Source organism: Spirosoma pollinicola (assembly GCF_002831565.1).
Lineage (GTDB): Bacteria > Bacteroidota > Bacteroidia > Cytophagales > Spirosomataceae > Spirosoma > Spirosoma pollinicola.
The window spans coordinates 187,504-203,915 of sequence record NZ_CP025096.1; the positions used below are offsets into that span (position 1 = coordinate 187,504).

17 protein-coding genes are annotated in these 16,412 nt (G+C 47.8%); 3 read left to right on the plus strand and 14 right to left on the minus strand.

Annotated features, from left to right (window positions below; all coding sequences use genetic code 11):
- Positions 1-91: 91 nt before the first annotated feature.
- The 6 genes from CWM47_RS00785 to CWM47_RS00810 all read right to left on the minus strand — a co-directional run bounded on the left by CWM47_RS00785 (position 92) and on the right by CWM47_RS00810 (position 4,845).
- Positions 92-634, minus strand: coding sequence for a hypothetical protein (locus tag CWM47_RS00785; protein ID WP_100985909.1), 543 nt, complete (start codon positions 632-634; stop codon positions 92-94).
- Positions 635-1,064: 430 nt separating this feature from the next.
- Positions 1,065-1,439: a nuclear transport factor 2 family protein gene (locus CWM47_RS00790; RefSeq protein WP_100985910.1), complete on the minus strand. Its 375-nt coding sequence runs from the start codon at positions 1,437-1,439 to the stop codon at positions 1,065-1,067.
- A 202-nt stretch (positions 1,440-1,641) separates the two neighbouring features.
- The gene (locus CWM47_RS00795) at positions 1,642-1,989 is read right to left on the minus strand and encodes a DUF6970 domain-containing protein (RefSeq protein WP_240625660.1); all 348 of its coding nucleotides are present in this window, start codon (positions 1,987-1,989) and stop codon (positions 1,642-1,644) included.
- Positions 1,990-2,136: 147 nt separating this feature from the next.
- Positions 2,137-3,018, minus strand: coding sequence for a monofunctional biosynthetic peptidoglycan transglycosylase (gene mtgA / locus CWM47_RS00800; protein ID WP_206170589.1), 882 nt, complete (start codon positions 3,016-3,018; stop codon positions 2,137-2,139).
- Positions 3,019-3,113: 95 nt separating this feature from the next.
- Positions 3,114-4,238 carry a radical SAM family heme chaperone HemW gene (hemW, locus tag CWM47_RS00805; RefSeq protein ID WP_100985911.1) on the minus strand — a complete coding sequence of 375 codons (1,125 nt, stop codon included), beginning with the start codon at positions 4,236-4,238 and terminating at the stop codon, positions 3,114-3,116.
- A 154-nt stretch (positions 4,239-4,392) separates the two neighbouring features.
- Positions 4,393-4,845 (minus strand): GNAT family N-acetyltransferase, encoded by a 453-nt coding sequence (locus CWM47_RS00810; protein ID WP_100985912.1) that lies wholly within the window; start codon positions 4,843-4,845, stop codon positions 4,393-4,395.
- 51 nt (positions 4,846-4,896) lie between these two features.
- Between CWM47_RS00810 and CWM47_RS00815 the strand changes: the two genes are divergently transcribed.
- Complete coding sequence (locus tag CWM47_RS00815; RefSeq protein ID WP_100985913.1) at positions 4,897-6,276, plus strand: hypothetical protein; 1,380 nt, start codon at positions 4,897-4,899, stop codon at positions 6,274-6,276.
- Between the two features lie 330 nt (positions 6,277-6,606).
- Here CWM47_RS00815 and CWM47_RS00820 read toward each other — a convergent pair whose 3' ends face one another.
- From CWM47_RS00820 to CWM47_RS00845, 6 genes are all read right to left on the minus strand, one after another.
- Positions 6,607-7,437, minus strand: a complete 831-nt coding sequence (locus CWM47_RS00820) for a PhzF family phenazine biosynthesis protein (RefSeq protein WP_100985914.1) — start codon at positions 7,435-7,437, stop codon at positions 6,607-6,609.
- Between the two features lie 49 nt (positions 7,438-7,486).
- Complete coding sequence (gene hxpB / locus CWM47_RS00825; protein WP_100993676.1) at positions 7,487-8,164, minus strand: hexitol phosphatase HxpB; 678 nt, start codon at positions 8,162-8,164, stop codon at positions 7,487-7,489.
- A 32-nt stretch (positions 8,165-8,196) separates the two neighbouring features.
- Entirely contained in the window at positions 8,197-8,391 is a 195-nt protein-coding gene (locus tag CWM47_RS00830) for a hypothetical protein (RefSeq protein ID WP_100985915.1), read from the minus strand.
- A gap of 28 nt (positions 8,392-8,419) precedes the next feature.
- Positions 8,420-8,707, minus strand: coding sequence for a YciI family protein (locus CWM47_RS00835; RefSeq protein ID WP_100985916.1), 288 nt, complete (start codon positions 8,705-8,707; stop codon positions 8,420-8,422).
- Positions 8,708-8,849: 142 nt separating this feature from the next.
- The gene (locus CWM47_RS00840; RefSeq protein WP_240625661.1) at positions 8,850-9,152 is read right to left on the minus strand and encodes a HEPN domain-containing protein; all 303 of its coding nucleotides are present in this window, start codon (positions 9,150-9,152) and stop codon (positions 8,850-8,852) included.
- Between the two features lie 226 nt (positions 9,153-9,378).
- Positions 9,379-9,714 (minus strand): nucleotidyltransferase domain-containing protein, encoded by a 336-nt coding sequence (locus CWM47_RS00845; protein ID WP_100985917.1) that lies wholly within the window; start codon positions 9,712-9,714, stop codon positions 9,379-9,381.
- A 72-nt stretch (positions 9,715-9,786) separates the two neighbouring features.
- Between CWM47_RS00845 and CWM47_RS00850 the strand changes: the two genes are divergently transcribed.
- The gene (locus CWM47_RS00850; protein ID WP_100985918.1) at positions 9,787-12,255 is read left to right on the plus strand and encodes a prolyl oligopeptidase family serine peptidase; all 2,469 of its coding nucleotides are present in this window, start codon (positions 9,787-9,789) and stop codon (positions 12,253-12,255) included.
- A 43-nt stretch (positions 12,256-12,298) separates the two neighbouring features.
- On the opposite strand, the gene CWM47_RS00855 is transcribed toward CWM47_RS00850, so the two are convergent.
- Entirely contained in the window at positions 12,299-14,617 is a 2,319-nt protein-coding gene (locus CWM47_RS00855; protein ID WP_240625662.1) for a T9SS type A sorting domain-containing protein, read from the minus strand.
- A 111-nt stretch (positions 14,618-14,728) separates the two neighbouring features.
- Complete coding sequence (locus CWM47_RS00860; RefSeq protein WP_100993677.1) at positions 14,729-15,223, minus strand: hypothetical protein; 495 nt, start codon at positions 15,221-15,223, stop codon at positions 14,729-14,731.
- 397 nt (positions 15,224-15,620) lie between these two features.
- On the opposite strand from CWM47_RS00860, the gene CWM47_RS00865 reads away from it, so the two are divergent.
- A complete protein-coding gene (locus tag CWM47_RS00865; protein WP_100985920.1) occupies positions 15,621-16,358 on the plus strand; it encodes a peptidase in 738 nt (245 codons plus the stop codon).
- Positions 16,359-16,412 lie beyond the last annotated feature (54 nt).

Here is a 16,412-nt window from a genome sequence, read left to right on the forward strand (position 1 = left end):
ATTATGTAAAGGGATTAAAAACCGACTGCTTTAATGAAGATGCAGAATAACTTCTCTTAAAAATCTTATTCTTCCCTTCGCTCAAACTAATTTAATCGGTCTCTTCATTACTCAATTTGTATCGTTTTACTTGTTGAAATCGGTAGGACAAGCCTATCAGTGCACTTAAGCCAACAGCCGAGGCCTGTGTGTTGACCTGATAAAAGGTTGGATCACTGTTTTGTTGTAACTGGGCACTCTGTGTGACTATAGCCTGATGGCTAAATAAGCGATTTACTTGTAGGGTCAAATCAATTTGTTTTAACAGTTGATAACCTACCGTAATACCTAAAGTGGTTGATAGAAACGTACTTTTTGACGTTGTCTCCTTAACAGATCTAATCGTACTTGTTGTGCCATCCGACTTGCCACTAATGAAGGTGACTGTTGAGGTAGAGGGTAATAAATTTTCCTCCAAGTCTGCATTGATAGCCGCTCCGGCCAGTAGGCCTATCTGGAAGTGCTTACCTAGTTGCCAAAGGGTATATTGACCCGTTAGGGGAAACTGCCAATAAGTAACCCGCACTGCGGATCCAATGATGGTTTGGTCGTCACTCGTAAAACGAAAACCAGTATAAACGGGAAATCTAATCATACCCGTTTCTAAATTAAATCGACCTACATGATAGCCAATAGCTAATCCATAACGTGAGTTTCGCAGATCATGAGGATGCGAGTTACTAAAATGAGGATCTCCCTCATATTTGGAGTAAGACCAGTGTAGACCCAATAAGGGTTTTACATAGTAAAAAATTGTGTTGCTTGTAAGACTAGTTAATAGATTGTCCTGTTGAGTTGACTGGGCTTGTATATTTTGTACATGTAGACTCAAGCAAAACACGAGATGTGTAAGACACAGCTTGGAACAGAGTCTAGGGAAGCATTTAAAAAAGTGATTTTTAAGCGACTGCATTGTGTCTACAATTTACAAGTCCAGTAAAATACGAAACAGAGGAAACGTAATCTCTTTCGCAAGGCCAAGCTGTTGTATAAGTGAACGTTATGTTGACCTAAGGCACTATATGTCAGTTGGCAGGATTGTCCAGATAAAGATACAGTTCTTTGATCAACCCATTCTCAATAATGGCAATGTCCATTCCTGTCGCGGCAGGTGTCGCTTGAGCGGCTCCTAATGTCCAAGCTACTTGACTAACGCCGTGGTTGATAACGGCTGGCTTGACCAGCGTAAAGACGAACTCTGATGGCCACTGGTCTTGTAGTTTCTCAATCAGTGAATTGATGGCTTGATGACCTGTAATAACTGGACCATTATCGATTTCATAAAAAGCGATGTCGGCGGCATAAATCTGCTTCATGACCTCCAATCGTTGCTGGTTGTCGCGTTCACTCCAAACTTTCAATAGGCTGTCTTCTAACAAGTGCACAGTAGCGTAATTCATATTGTTCTATTTACAAAAGCCTTAAACATACCGGGGTAATTGGAAAAAACAAAAGTATCTGGTGAATCTGCCTTTACATTTAGTTCTCTAATCTCTTACATGTCAACTAGATATAATAATTTTCAAGAAATCCATTCCGATAAAATCACTAAATTCCTAATCTTTCACTTGTACAATTACGCAGCGACACCAAAAATCTCCGCTATCGTGAATCTTTCCAGATCAATTTTTCATCCGATCGAACTTTGAAAAAGTCAGTGCATCCTCCATCTCCCCCACCGCTGATACCTCCATCGGGCGAGCAAACAGTATTGCATTGTTCATCTAACAGGACACTGGGTATATCACAACACCGTTGGGGGATAAAATAAACGACTTTTCCTTTATACACGTAGCGATAAATAGATGCTGGTGGACTCCATTTGTCCTGGCTCTTGATTTGATTGATCATGTTGACAATACAATCCGGCGTTCCGGTGGGTATTATGTCATTTTTACAATCGACCAGGAGTAAGCCAATGAAAGCGAGGTACTGTGTTGTACGTTTCATTTGAGGCTGCGTTTGGCGTGTTAGTAGTCATTTCTTGTAAGACGCCCTTCTGCCTAAAAACGTTGGAATTGATTGGCCAATAAGTATAATTTATTTTATTTATGGCGAACTTATACAACAAGCAATCAACTCAATAGCACCAGCTACTTACAAATTCCGAATATACTTTTGCCCGCCCAGGTAGCGCATCTGGCGGGCAATCTGCCGAGTCCGGCGTTGAATATAATTAGAGGGCTTTTTGATTGAAAACAGACGAGGATTGGGCAATACAGCCGCAATACGAGCGGCTTCGTCGCGGGAGAGTGACACCGACGAATGGCCGTAGTACCGTTGTGAGGCAGCCTCTACACCAAAGGTCATTGGCCCCATTTCGGCTATGTTCAGGTACACTTCCAGAATGCGTTTTTTACCCCAGATCAGCTCAATCAGCGCGGTAAAATAGACCTCCAACCCCTTTCGGAGATAGCTGTGCCCGTTCCAGAGAAATACATTTTTGGCTACCTGCTGCGAAATTGTGCTGGCACCCCGAGCACGTTTTCGGGTTTGATTCTCTTTGATAGCGTCCTGAATTTCGTCGAAATCAAAGCCCCAATGCTGTGGAAACGCCTGATCTTCAGAAGATACTACTGCCAGTGCGGCTTCTTTGCTGATCTTGTCATAAGGACGCCATTTTTTATACACCTGGCTGCTTTCGTCTGTACCAAAGGTGTCCACCCAACGCGAAACGATCAAAGGCGTTACCAAAACCGGCACATACTTCAGGGCAATTACATAGACAAATGACCCAAAAAATAACCACAAAAAGGCTTTGATGACAAACCAGTAAACGCGTTCCAGCAATGGCCGCTCGCGCATGAACCGACGTGCCTGCTGCCACCTCCGCGACATCCCGCCTGCTGACGCGTTCTGGCCTGACGATGGCTTACGCCCGGCGGGTTGCGTCCGCCTTGTAGACGCCTGATCGGGCTTGGGCCTTGGAATCGGCGCTGGCTGCGTGCGGAAGGTATTGACTGGGCGTTGCTGGCTCATATACGTGATGTCATACTGCGAAAATAACAGTCAGTCGGTTGGAAACACGCACGTGTGGCTGATTTAACGTGTAAGTTCCAAAAAAAACGTCACACCTAGTCTTCGACAAATAAAGTGGCGGCCACCCGGTCGGCAAAGAGCTTACCCGACTGAGTCAATAGTAATTGGTCGCCATTACGTGAAAGCCAGCCTGTTGCGTACATTGCGTCGAGATCACGCGCCTGTTTTTTCGAGAAATCGCCCGATAACAAGGTGTCAAGTTCGGCCAGAGAACAGCCCCATTTAGTACGAAGCCCGGTCAATAAATATTCATTTACCTGATCGGCCATCGATAGCACCTCGACCGTTGCCGGTAACTCTCCCCGCCGGATTGAGGCAATATACAGGCTGTTGTTCGCTATATTGTATTGCCTCGAATAACCATTGTACGAGTGCGCACTCGGCCCTACGCCCAGGTAAGATCGCCGTTGCCAGTAGGCGCTGTTGTGCCGGGCATACTGGTCGGGTTTGGCAAAATTCGAGATTTCGTAATGCTCATATCCGGCATCTGTCAATACCTTCGCGAGTTCTTCAAACTGATCGGCAGCAAGAGCTTCGTCGGCAGGGGGTAGCTTGCCTTTTTTTTGCCAACGGCCAAAAGCGGTATCAGGCTCGATCGTCAGGGCATAAGCCGATAGATGAGGTACGCCGAGCGCAAGAATCTTCTGCAAATCGAGCTGCCAAAGCGACTTATTGCGATTGGGGATTCCGTAAATCAGATCGACACTCATGTTCTCAAAACCGGCCTCCCGCGCCAGTTGAACACAGGCTTCGGCTTCGGTAGCGGTATGCGCCCGGTTCATCCACCGCAGTGTGGGTTCATCAAAGGTCTGGATACCGATACTCAGCCGATTAACATACCGACGAAGTAATTGAAGTTTCTCCCGGCTCAAGTCGTCAGGGTTAGCTTCGAGGGTTATTTCAGCCGTTGCCGATATGGTAAAGTGTGCGTGTATAGTCGAAAAGATTTGCGCTAACTCACTCTCAGTCAATAAAGAAGGCGTTCCTCCACCAAAGTAAATCGTGTCTAACTCCCGACCGGGCAGGTACTCACTCTGCCGCGAAATCTCAACACAAAGCGAGTCAATCAACACCGATTTCTGCCCCATGCTGGTGCTAAAATGGAAGTCGCAGTAATGGCAGGCCTGCTTACAGAACGGTATGTGAAGATAGAGATGCATCTAGCCTAATGACAACAAAGCTGGCTGATGGGTTCATTTGGCATCTATGTGATAATGTAAGCTAGTGTAATGGTTAAGTGAGTGCAGCAATCCAACCAACAGCGAGCCGTAGTGGCACGGATTTACTCACTGCACCTACTTTACTAACCACTGATTATAAGTTCTTTTCCAGAACAATTGTCAGCCCATGTTTTCCCTGCAAGGTTCCGATAATATCGAAACCAACACGAAGGTTAAGTATCAGCATACCCCGCCACTGATTATAGGTCTGCGTTCGGACAGTATGATAGTTCTGTTGGCGACACCAGTCGTGTTGTCTGCGCATCAATTCAGATGCAATACCATATCCTCTAAAATCGGGATGAACGCCCCCTAACCAACTGTAAAAATGATGGGGCTTCCGTTCATAGCCAAGCTTACAACCCACTACCTGTCCGTTGCTAAAGGCGAGTACTAATTGCAGAGCTGTGCGCTCCTGCTGATACGTAAGTTCGGTGAGTAAATCAGCGCGGGACTGGTTGCTGAATATAATCACGAGTTGGTCAATAAGCGAGGCAAGTATAGGTTCGGCGGGTAATCCGATAATTAATTCATAGCGAACATCCATAGCGTAAAAATACAGAGAAAACCCTATTTTGCAGTTCAACCGAATTGCAGCATGGATCTCCCTGAACCACTTAAGTCTGAAACTTCGCCCGCCGAAGAAGCAAACCAGCCCCATCAACTTAGTGATCTCACCAGTCAAAGCTGGAATCTGGAGCTGGTTATATCGGGCGCAGCCTTATTCGCGACGCTGAACCTGCCCGATTTCCTGGATAGTGTGCTAGCCTACTATCACTATAACCTCATGACGGATACAGATTACATTCATGAAGCGTTACCAACGCAGACGATGGCGTTGATAAAAGGGGGATCTTACTTCTTGTTTGGCGCGTTTCTGGCCCATTTTATCATGCGGGCCTTTTGGGCCGGACTCGTGGGACTGCTGGCCGTTTATCCTGACGGTATTCGCTACAATCAGATTTACAACCTAAGTCAATACGCCCAAAAACAGTTTGCTCAGAAGATGGGCTCACTGCCGGATTATATCATTCGGCTAGACCGGCGGTGTAATATTATTTTCGCCCTGGCTTTCAGCCTGGTTCTGCTCTTACTCGGCATAGCGGCTGCGTATGGCCTGTTTATTCTTTTCGAAATTAGTTTACAACTACTCCTTCCAAACACACTGTACAACACCACCCGAGAACTGGTAGGCTGGATATTTGGCATTGGGGTTGGTGTGATGAGTGTTGCCAATTACATCTTAAATCTTCCCAGATTTCGCGAAAATCCCCGGCTTGCCCCTTTATCATTTCGGCTGATCCAGTCATCTTCGGCTGTGTTTCTTGGGTTATATAAGCCTTTGCTTTATATCACATACACGTTCTACAGCCAGATTCCCAAAGAAGTACTGAAACGGCGACTGGCCTGGTTTCTAACGATCTTTTTCCTGGCAGAATTTTCGTTTATGGGTGTAGAGCTATTGCAAGGTCTGGGGGCATCTGATGTACTGGACAGCCGATCGTTTATTACGCTGCGTGTTCCCGATAAAACAGCCAATGCTAATTCATTTGACAATTTACGCCCCCCGAGTGAACAGATTAACACGGCCAGTATTCAGGCCGATGTGATTCGGGAACCGTATGTACGGTTGTTTGTGAGCTATCCAAAATCACTGGATGCGGAGTTGAGCAAGCGATATCACGAACCGAACTGGCCGGATAGTCTTACCCGAAAAGAAAAGCGCGAACGGCGGGCTACCTGGTATTTAAGTGTATTCGAAAGCTATTTCGGGGTCTACCTGAATGATTCACTCTACAAATCGCCCGGCTTTCTATTTACGCAACACGTCGATACCGGCCAGCGTGGACTAACAACGGTGTTGTTAACGGCTAATCTTAAAAAGGGCGGGAATCTCCTTAAACTGACAGTTCCGGATTCGACGAATAAACCAATGCCTTACTACCAGATTCCATTCTGGTATGTGCCCGAAAATTGAGTATCAATCAGGACATTTTTTGCAGCGTTTACCTTTCTTGTATTTTTTACAACACTTTTTCAGAACACACTCGTGACCCATGAATGGGTTAGTCTGGATAAGTGTTTTTGCGTCATTGGACGACACAGAACATTCGGAAGCGTTAAGGTCAAGCGTCATTCACAATCGTTGTTTATGAAGGCAAAGGTACGCTTGTTTAGATTTATTACAAATTAAAATAAGGCAATAGTCTATTTTTTCAAACACAGAGTTGCACAGAGAAAACGGAGACACACCGAGCAAAATAACTGCCTGGTATATCTCCGTTTTCTCTGTGTCTAAGAAAGTAGATTATTGATGGATTTCGCCGGTTAGATACAACTGCACCTGCCCTGAAATATCGACCCGGCTGGGGCCTTCGCCGTTATCATTAAGTTTACAACGCAGGTAACCACCCCGTTTTGATAGCTGGCGGGCCGTAAGTTCGGTTTTGCCCAGTTTTTCGGCCCAATAGGGCACCAGCGTTGTATGGGCTGAACCCGTAACGGGGTCTTCGTCGATACCGGACTGCGGCCCGAAAAACCGCGATACAAAATCCACTGCTTCTCCTTCGGCATCACCGGCACGACCCGGAGCCGTAACAATTACGCCCCGCGCTGGCACACTACTCATCTCCCGAAAATCGGGAGTCAATGCCTCAATTTGGGCCTGTGTTTCATAAACAAGCATGTAGTCAGTCTTTCCTTTGAAGATAGCAACCGGCTTTTCACCCATGCTGGTTACCAGAGCGGGCGGTTGAACATTCGCTTTATGCACCACATCAGCAGGGAAATCGAGTGTAAGCCAACCGTTATCGCCCCGGCAAACCTTTAATAAACCGCTTCGGGAGTTAAAATAGATTTGGTCGCTGTCGGGCGAGGTATTTTCCAGAAAAAACACCACATAACCCGAAGCTAAGGTGGCATGACCGCATAGATCAACCTCTACAGTAGGCGTAAACCAGCGAATGTGATAGGTGGCGTCTTCGTTTGTTTTGACGTAAAAGGCCGTTTCGGCTAGGTTGTTTTCGGCGGCTATCCGCTGCATCTGATCATCGGGCAGCCACTCGGACAGTGGCACCACAGCCGCCGGATTACCCGCAAACAGCTTGTCGGTAAAGGCATCAAGTTGATAAATTCTCATAGATTTTTCAGCCTGCAAAAAGGCAAGGTTTAGGATATTAGGACTGTTATTATTTGGCCTGCAAGGTGTCAAAGATTTCCACAGAGAAGGCCGTTAGTGAAGGAATTACATGATCGGCGATGGCGAATTTAGGGTCGCCATACTCAAATTCAGCAGGTACGGCCACCGTGAGCATACCGGCAGCATATGCCGACTTCAGGCCGTTACCCGAATCTTCAAAGGTTATGCAGTTAGCTGGCAAAACGCCCAGTTTACGGGCCGTGCCCAGATAAACATCTGGAGCGGGCTTGTTACGGGCTTCGAGCGTGGCCGAGTGCCAGAGGGTTAGCATATCCCGAATACCCAGGCGGTCAACGACTACCTCGATCAGGCTCATGGGCGAAGCCGAGGCAATTGCCGTTGGAATTCCTCGGCTGGCAAAAAACTGAAGCGTTTCGAGAGCGCCCGGCATAGGCTCGGCCAGGGTAGCGATTCGTTCATGAACCCCGTCTGTAATAGCATCGGCAAGGTCCTGCTGGGTTTTACCCGCTGCGGCTTCCTCCGTCCAGGGCGCACGTTCAAACCAATAGCGTATTACCTCCGGAATAGGCAGTCCGGTTGTTTGCTTACATTCATCGTCGGTTAGGTGCAGGCCAACAGTGGCAAACACAACCCGTTCCATAGCACGCCAGTGGGGTTCAGAGTCCACCAGTAGCCCATCCATATCAAAAATTGCTGCGTTTATCAAAATTCGTACTATATAAGTTTTATACGTGGTAATCAACGAGCGTGCTCTGTTTGTTTGGATTTGGGCACGTCATCGACTTCAAGCGTATCATCATCGACAATGGTTGTATCAACCGGAACAGCAGCTGCTCTTGTTTTTTCTTTCTGCCCACAGGCCGACATCGACCCTAAGAATATCAGCAGGCAAACACCGGTGAGGTGAATTAAACGAATAGGGGGAGTACTCATTTTTATGAGCGAACGAGTTGATGGTTTGTTATACATCGGCCTGACGAAACGGCTTCACATCCACCTTATCCCACACGCCCTCAATGATATAGGGGTCTGTTTTCAGGTAGTCCTGAAGCTGGCTCTCTGTGTCAAACTCAAGTAGAATCATCGACCCAATCATGGTTCCCTCAGGGCTGAGAAGGGCGCCACCTAACAAAAACTGACCGGTTTCTTTTAGCTGACGCATATAATCGAAATGATGGGGCCGGACAGTCATACGCCGGGCGAGCGCATCTGCACCGGTATGATCGTAAGCGTGTATAACGTACTTCATCGACTGAATTAAGGTTTCTTTAAGCAAGATACCACCTTTCAGTTGTCGGTCAATATTACCTAACTGGATTTTTGGTAAAGTAATCGAGCGTCAGTTCATAGAAGGTTCGGGCTCCATTTAATAAGTGCTCAGCCTGTTCTTCTCAAAGGTCGGCCTCCATATCATAATCAGCAGATTGACGGGCTGCAAAATTTCGTTCCAGAATCTGACCTGCTTCCCGAGTGAAGCGGCCTGTTTTCACAAATAGTTCATGAAATTTAACCCGTGCCCCTTCGTGTTTTTTTGTGGTGATTCCCTCTGTAAGCAGTAATGCAGAAGCACAATAGAAAATAGCATAATACGACCTGTTAGCGAGTGCTAAAATACGTCCACCTTGATGCAGAAAATTAACATCATCCAGCGCGTCGGTGGCATGGTCTAAAAAACGTTTAATCTGTTCCTCCATGTAGATATACTCTGTCTATCAACAACTTATTTTATCTTTCAGGAAAGCCCCGTTATGAAGTTGTTTAAACTTTTATTTCTCAGGTAGAATTAGGTGTTTTTTGTCATCCCGACGATAGGAGGGATCTTCGCTAGCAACAAAAAAGCCTACTACCGAAGATCCCTCCTATCGTCGGGATGACAAAAAACACCCATTGCAAGCTTGATTGTAAAAGTTTAAACAGCTTCTATATATACAGTCCTTCGCGACGGGCATTTTGATAAACTGGCCCAAATGATTTTCGATACCGTCTCGCAGAAATGGGCAACACAGATATTGCTTTACCATATCGGAGTATATAATCCAACGTAAAATCACTTAACCGAAAAATCTCCGCATACGTATCCACCTGCTCATCGGCCAGCAGAATCATCAGATCAATATCTGACTCTTCGTTGCAATCGCCACGGGCGTAGGAACCATACAAAACCACGTCGCACAGGCGATCTCCGTAAAGCGCTTGCACAGCCGCTTTAAACTCCCTAACAATAGGCTCGATAGCCGGATTGATGCGCGTTTTCATGTCGAAAAGTAAGTGTTTCGCTGTTTTCTTCCTAATTTCCGGTTTTACCAGAATCACTCACTTCATTCATCAATGAATCGTTTCCTCTTCGGGTTACTTGCACTCTCCAGCGCATCAATTTTTGCGCAATCTCCTCAAAAAAGTCCGACTCCGCTCACCGTCGAAACCATCATGCAGGACCCGAAACTATGGGTCGGCACGTCGCCATCAAACCCGTTTTGGTCCGATGATTCCCGAACGCTTTATTTTAACTGGAACCCCGATAAGGCCAAGGGAGATTCGCTTTATAAAGTAACACTCAACAAGACAACGGGCCGTTCCAGCCGCGCCAGTGTGTTGACAGCCTCGCAGCCCCAAAAAGTTAGCCCAGCCGAGCGTCGTTTGTTGGCAACGCCCCCCGTGTCGGCCTACAACCGCGCGTATACTCAACGCCTTTTCGACCGGCAGGGCGATCTATTTTTGATCGACTTAAAGTCGGGCAGTACTCGGCAATTAACCAACACGGTCGAAACCGAATCAGACCCCGTTTTTTCGGGCGACCAGCAACAAGCTGTCTTCCGACGCGGATCCAACCTGTACAGTATCGACCTTAAAAGCGGCCTGATTGCTCAACTGACCGATTTTCAGACAGGAGCGAAAAAAGCCGAACCTAAACTGACCGACGAAGAGAAATTCCTGAAAAAGGATCAACTCCGCTTATCGTCGGTGTTGACGGAACGGAAGGAAAAGAAAGATGAAGCCGACCGGATTAGTAAGGCTGATCGTCCCAAACGGCCAAAGGAAATTTACCTCGACGATAGAACGGTTGTCAATCCGCAACTCAGCCCCGATGGTCATTTCGTTACCTATCGACTGACCAAACGGGCAACCAACGCTAAAACGACACAGGTGCCTAATTACATAACCGAATCGGGTTATACAGAGGACATTTCGAGCCGGACTAAAGTGGGGGCTCCTGTGGCCAGTCAGGAATTTTTCGTTTACGATATGGCCAAAGACACCGTTCGGGCCGTTTCGGTGAAGGATATTCCGGGTATAACAGATAAACCGGCTTATCTGCAACCAGCCCGAAACGCAAAACCCGATACAGCAAAAAAAATGCGTCCGGTTACGATCGGCGGGCCGGTATGGTCGGATGATGGCAAGCTGTGTGTGGTTGTTATAAAGTCGCTCGACAACAAAGACCGCTGGATTATGCGGTTCCAGCCCGAAACGCTGAAACTCTCCCTTCTCGACCGTCAACATGACGACGCCTGGATTGGCGGGCCGGGTGTAAGCTCATTCAATTCAACAGGCAACATGAACTTCCTGGCCGACAACCAAACGCTCTGGTTTCAGTCTGAGGCCGACGGTTATTCGCACATCTATACCGTCAATGTACTTACCGGCGAAAAAAAGCAATTGACATCGGGCAAGTTTGAGGTGCAGCAGGTCGTGTTATCGAAAGACAAAACCACCTTCTTCCTGCAAACCAACGAAGTTCACCCCGGCGAGCAGCATTTTTACCGTATGCCGGTGACTGGCGGGCAACGGAAGCGCCTGACAACGTTGACCGGCGCCAACGACGTAACACTCTCCCCCGACGAAACCCGGATGGCCATTCGGTATTCGTCCAGCACGCAGCCGTGGGAACTGTATGTATTGGATGTCAGCCAACAGTCGGTCGGTAGCGGCAGAAAACAGGCTCCTCAGGCAGGAACACCCCAAACAGCTGGCACAGCGACGAAACTCACCAACTCCCTGACAGACGCGTTTAAAGCCTACGCCTGGCGGGAGCCCACCATCGTGACGATTCCGGCCCGCGATGGGCAACCGATTTACGCCCGGTTATATAAGCCGGCAAACGCCGAGTCTGGCCGTGGCAAGGCCGTTGTGTTTGTACACGGAGCCGGTTATTTGCAGAATGCGCATAAATGGTGGAGTCAGTATTCGCGCGAGTACATGTTCCATAACTTACTTGTTGAAAAGGGGTATACCGTTCTTGACATCGATTACCGGGGCAGTGCGGGCTATGGCCGCGACTGGCGTACGGGGATTTACCGGCATATGGGCGGCAAGGACTTGGAGGATCATGTCGACGCGGCCAAATGGCTGGTGCAAACGCAGGGCGTCGATGCCAAACGTATTGGCCTTTACGGTGGCTCCTATGGCGGATTTATTACCCTAATGGCGATGTTCACTACGCCCGATGTATTCAAAGCAGGTGCAGCCCTGCGGCCCGTAACGGACTGGGCAGCGTATAATCACCCTTATACGGCCAACATCCTGAACGAACCCCAAACCGACTCACTCGCCTATCAGCGTTCGTCGCCCATTAACTTCGCCGAGGGCCTGACCGGTTACCTGCTCATCTGCCACGGCATGGTCGACACGAACGTGCATTTTCAGGATGCCGTTCGGCTGGCGCAACGACTTATCGAGCTTAAAAAAGAAAATTGGGAGCTAGCTCCCTACCCCGTCGAAGATCACGGTTTTGTGGAACCAACGAGCTGGATGGACGAATACAAACGGATTCTGAAACTGTTTGAAGAGCGACTTTAACCCTGTAATATGAGCCCGATTCTATGGTAGAATCGGGCTTACGCTATTCGACCAACACCCTAACCGTCGACTGGCGCGAGCTGGCATTCACTTTCAGGAGATAATTACCTGCCGCAAGGCCCGTTAGCGGCCATTCAGCTTGTTTTTTGCCTGTGAAGGCGGGGAGTTGGCCAGCCATTACGGCCCGTCCTGATGCATCAAATAACTCAACCGTTACTGCCGACCGTTCGGCTTGCTCGATTTCCAGCCTCAGCCGATCAATGACCGGGTTCGGCACTACCCGAACAGCCAGCAATGCCGTTGGTTCCGCCAAGGCAGTGAGCACAAAGTTAATGGCGTCTGATGGTGGTGATGAGCAGCCATTGGCCGTTACAATCACATAATACTGACCACTCTCAAAAGGCACAATGGTCTGGCCGGTTGCATTGGGAACGGGCTTGCCCGAATCGCTACCCGTACGAATATACCATTGAATACCCAGCGCTGGATCAACCAGCAAAATACTACTTCCCGTTTGCGTGACTGTGGGCTTTGAGGGTATAGGATAGGTTGATTTCAGGGGAATAAACAGCGCATTTGCCGTACACCGATTGCTATCGACAACACTAACGGTGTAAGTACCTTCGGAAAGACCGGTTTGAGAAGCGACCAACGCGCTGAGCGTATCCCGGCGCTCGGTTGCCCAGTAGACTGTAAATGGCTTGGTGCCTCCCGCAATCTGAACGGTTGCTTCGCCATCACGGCCACCCTGACAGGTAACATTTTTACTAGTGCCCACTGAGAGGGAAATGGCATTCCCATTCGTCACAATGGCAGATAAAGATTCTGTACAACCTGCTTCATCCGCCACCCGAAAGCGATAGGTATTGGGACTTAAGCCGTTAATCTGACTGTTGGTCTGGTAAGGCTGGCCAATAACCTGATACTGACGAACGGTGCCTACACCGCCGGTAGTCGTAAATTTCACAGCACCTGTGGGGCAAACACAACAGGTGGCGGCAATGGAAGTTGCTTGCACTTTCAACGGAGGGGCCTTATCCACCGTTACCGACACGAGGCCCGTACACCCATTGGCATCTGTTCCAACAACAGTATAATCGCCCTCAGACAGTCCCGTAAAAACCGCACTGCTTTGTAGTGTTTGGCCCGTTGTAAGCTGATACTGCACAGCCCCTGTACCACCAGCGGGGGTAACAGTGATGGCACCACTGGCAGCGCCAGAGCAACTAACCGGTCTCGAAACAGCCGATAACGTAAGGGGCGTTGGTTGCTCGACCGTTACCGTTTGTTTACCGAGGCAGCCGTACCCATCCTGTACCGTCACTTCGTAGGTAGTGGCAGCCAGCCCCGTAAACTGAGTACCTGCCTGAAAAGCCCCTGTACCAATCTGGTATTGGTAGGCTCCGGCCCCACCCGTAACGGATACCGTGACACTACCATCAGCTGAGCCAACGCAACGGGTTGGCTTCATGGACAGTTTAATATCGAACGGAGTGGCAGCCCCGATAGGTACCTGTTTGTAGAGTATACAAGTATTTTTGTCGGTTACGGCCAGCGTATAGGTTGTGTTCTCTTTTAGATTGATAAATGTACCATTCACCTGAGGTAAGCCCGATTCGAGGATATACCGGTAGTCGCCTACCCCACCTGAGGCTACGGCAAACAGGGCTCCGTCTGATCCACCTATGCACTTAGGTGTTATTGGGGTAACACTCACGCTCAGCGCGGGAGGTTGTTTAACGTCAATCGTTGACTGAACTGTACAGCCGAGTGCATCTTTAACGCCAACGGTATATGTTCCTGCGGTTAAATTCCCAAAGGCAGAATTAGTTGTCTGAAACGGTTGCCCATTAAATTGATACTGTAACGCACCTGTACCTCCCAAGGCATTAATAATTACCTGACCATCTTTCCCGCCATTACACGATGTCGACAAAGACGTTGGCGTGAGCACAATGGGTTTGTATACCTGAACGGTTCCCGCAGCGGTTGTTGTGGCGGCAGATGGGCCCGTTACCTCACAAATAGCGGTGTAGGTCGTAGACTGTACCGGACTTACGATAATGGTCGCACCTGTCTGTGTTGTCGACCAGCGAACAGCCCCATTGGCCGGACAGCCAGCAGCAGTAAGCGTTGTACTGGCACCCGCACAAACCGTTGCTGAGCTCACCGAAACCGTTAGTACTGCCGGGGCCTGATCGGGTGTTTTCTCTATCGCCCATGCCGCAGTTGGTAAGCCAGCAAACATGAATAAACAGAGCAGACTTAGTTGGCTGAAACGCAGGAAAAGACAATGATAAGCTGGTAAATGATTATCCATAATGATGAGTTTGGGCCACCACAAAGGTAGTTTATCAGACATAAATCTTGTACAGAGAGCGGGCGGTATACCAGCAAGGCCACTCAGATAGTGTCTGAGTGGCCTTGCTGAGCGTAATTTTTCAATCAATATTTTCCTGATGACTTGTACCAGCTAGTAAAACAACCCCCAATCATCCGGAGCGTCGTTATCTTTATCAAACCCGTTCACCCATTCGACAAACAGCAGTCGAAATTGCTCGATTTCTTCCCTCAATACGTTCAGGTAGGCCGTTTGAGCCAATTTTTCGGCCTTGCAATAAGAGGTTTGAGCCAGGAGTTCGCGCGCATGCATTTTTATAATGACGGCATTTTCCATGCGCAGGGTATAAAGATCACCCCCTTCTGCACCAACAATTTTAGGCGCCAGCATCATGGCATTAGCCAGCATTTGTTCATGCATCATCAACACATCTTCTTCCTTGTTAATGGTCTCGACAATAGCCTGTGTCAACTCCATTAATTCATTAGCCTTTCGCAGAATAGGCAGATTCTTAATACGCCGATTTTCGGCCTCCATCTCGGCACGGGCTTCTTCGGGATCATAGTCCTCATCGAAACCATCCCAGTCCATGAAGCTATCGTCGTCGTCTTCGTCGTCAAAGTTCATTGCAAAAAGGGCAGAGGGAACAAACACCATCTGAATGCCAAAGTAACACAATCGATAACCAAAAACAAACCCTTCCCCCCCAAAAAGCTATCCATGAAACCCTGAAGTAACTACCAAACCAACTTGTTAATTTGCACGTAACAGAAAACGTTCGACTCTAATTTGAACAGGCCTTTTTACAGGTCAGAAAATAGCCGAACAATAGCTAACATTCTGCATGTCAAGAACTTCATATAATAACAAAAGACAAAACCCGCTGTTTTTCAAGTTTACCAACAAACATAAATTGGGATATTTAGCCTTGCAATTTCGAGAAAACAGAAAGCTAAATCGAACAAAAACGGGGGTAACCTGTATATTTGTTGGGTTTACCACCTGAATTTTCCCACTGTATAGAATGACGTATTGTTTAGGAATTAAAGTTGCGTCGGGCTTAGTTGCCATCGCCGACAGACGACTGACCTCAGGCTCCGAAGTTTCGTCGAACCGGAAAATTTCGGTTCATGAAGTCGAGAATCACTCCCTGTTTATCATGACATCGGGCTTGCGTTCCGTACGCGACAAAGCCATTACCTATTTTAAGGAAGTACTGGCAGAACAGGACCGTTCATTCAATAAACTGTATAAAGCCGTTAATGCATTTGGCGAGCAGGTGAAGCGGGTAGCGCTGGAAGATAAAACATCTATCGTTGCCAGCGGTTTAAATTTCAACCTGAACGCCATTGTAGGCGGTCAGTTGGAAGATGATGAAGAACACAAATTGTTTATGCTGTATCCCGAAGGCAACTGGGTTGAAGTTGATCAGGGATCTCCCTTTAAAATAATTGGCAATTCAGGATACGGAAAGCCGTTGCTATTCAGGAATTTATCCTACGAATCCAGTATGGCCGATGCTTTGAAGATTGGCTTTTTAGCCTTCGATGCAACCCGTGTCAGTGCCAATGATGTGGATTACCCGTTAGATGTCGTGATCTATCCGAAAGATAGTTTTCACATGACAGAGTATCGACTTGAAAAAGAAGATATGGACGAAATTTCCCACCAGTGGAGTGCCCTTTTAGGAAACTCAGTGCGCAAAGTACCCACGTATTGGATGGACCCTATTTTTGAGAAAGTAAAAGCTGCCCATAAATGATGTATGATATATCATATATAATGTAGGGTGTATTTACCCATGTGGTAACTCGTA

Excerpts from the sequence above, each read along its gene's own strand:
- CWM47_RS00830 (WP_100985915.1), bottom strand. The coding sequence starts at position 8,391 with ATGAGTACTCCCCCTATTCGTTTAATTCACCTCACCGGTGTTTGCCTG.
- mtgA (WP_206170589.1), bottom strand. The coding sequence starts at position 3,018 with ATGAGCCAGCAACGCCCAGTCAATACCTTCCGCACGCAGCCAGCGCCG.
- CWM47_RS00850 (WP_100985918.1), top strand. The coding sequence starts at position 9,787 with ATGAATCGTTTCCTCTTCGGGTTACTTGCACTCTCCAGCGCATCAATT.
- CWM47_RS00810 (WP_100985912.1), bottom strand. The coding sequence starts at position 4,845 with ATGGATGTTCGCTATGAATTAATTATCGGATTACCCGCCGAACCTATA.
- CWM47_RS00835 (WP_100985916.1), bottom strand. The coding sequence starts at position 8,707 with ATGAAGTACGTTATACACGCTTACGATCATACCGGTGCAGATGCGCTC.
- CWM47_RS00790 (WP_100985910.1), bottom strand. The coding sequence starts at position 1,439 with ATGAATTACGCTACTGTGCACTTGTTAGAAGACAGCCTATTGAAAGTT.
- CWM47_RS00815 (WP_100985913.1), top strand. The coding sequence starts at position 4,897 with ATGGATCTCCCTGAACCACTTAAGTCTGAAACTTCGCCCGCCGAAGAA.
- CWM47_RS00860 (WP_100993677.1), bottom strand. The coding sequence starts at position 15,223 with ATGAACTTTGACGACGAAGACGACGACGATAGCTTCATGGACTGGGAT.
- CWM47_RS00845 (WP_100985917.1), bottom strand. The coding sequence starts at position 9,714 with ATGAAAACGCGCATCAATCCGGCTATCGAGCCTATTGTTAGGGAGTTT.
- CWM47_RS00865 (WP_100985920.1), top strand. The coding sequence starts at position 15,621 with ATGACGTATTGTTTAGGAATTAAAGTTGCGTCGGGCTTAGTTGCCATC.
- CWM47_RS00795 (WP_240625660.1), bottom strand. The coding sequence starts at position 1,989 with ATGAAACGTACAACACAGTACCTCGCTTTCATTGGCTTACTCCTGGTC.
- hemW (WP_100985911.1), bottom strand. The coding sequence starts at position 4,238 with ATGCATCTCTATCTTCACATACCGTTCTGTAAGCAGGCCTGCCATTAC.
- CWM47_RS00820 (WP_100985914.1), bottom strand. The coding sequence starts at position 7,437 with ATGAGAATTTATCAACTTGATGCCTTTACCGACAAGCTGTTTGCGGGT.
- CWM47_RS00855 (WP_240625662.1), bottom strand. The coding sequence starts at position 14,617 with ATGTCTGATAAACTACCTTTGTGGTGGCCCAAACTCATCATTATGGAT.
- CWM47_RS00840 (WP_240625661.1), bottom strand. The coding sequence starts at position 9,152 with ATGGAGGAACAGATTAAACGTTTTTTAGACCATGCCACCGACGCGCTG.
- CWM47_RS00785 (WP_100985909.1), bottom strand. The coding sequence starts at position 634 with ATGATTAGATTTCCCGTTTATACTGGTTTTCGTTTTACGAGTGACGAC.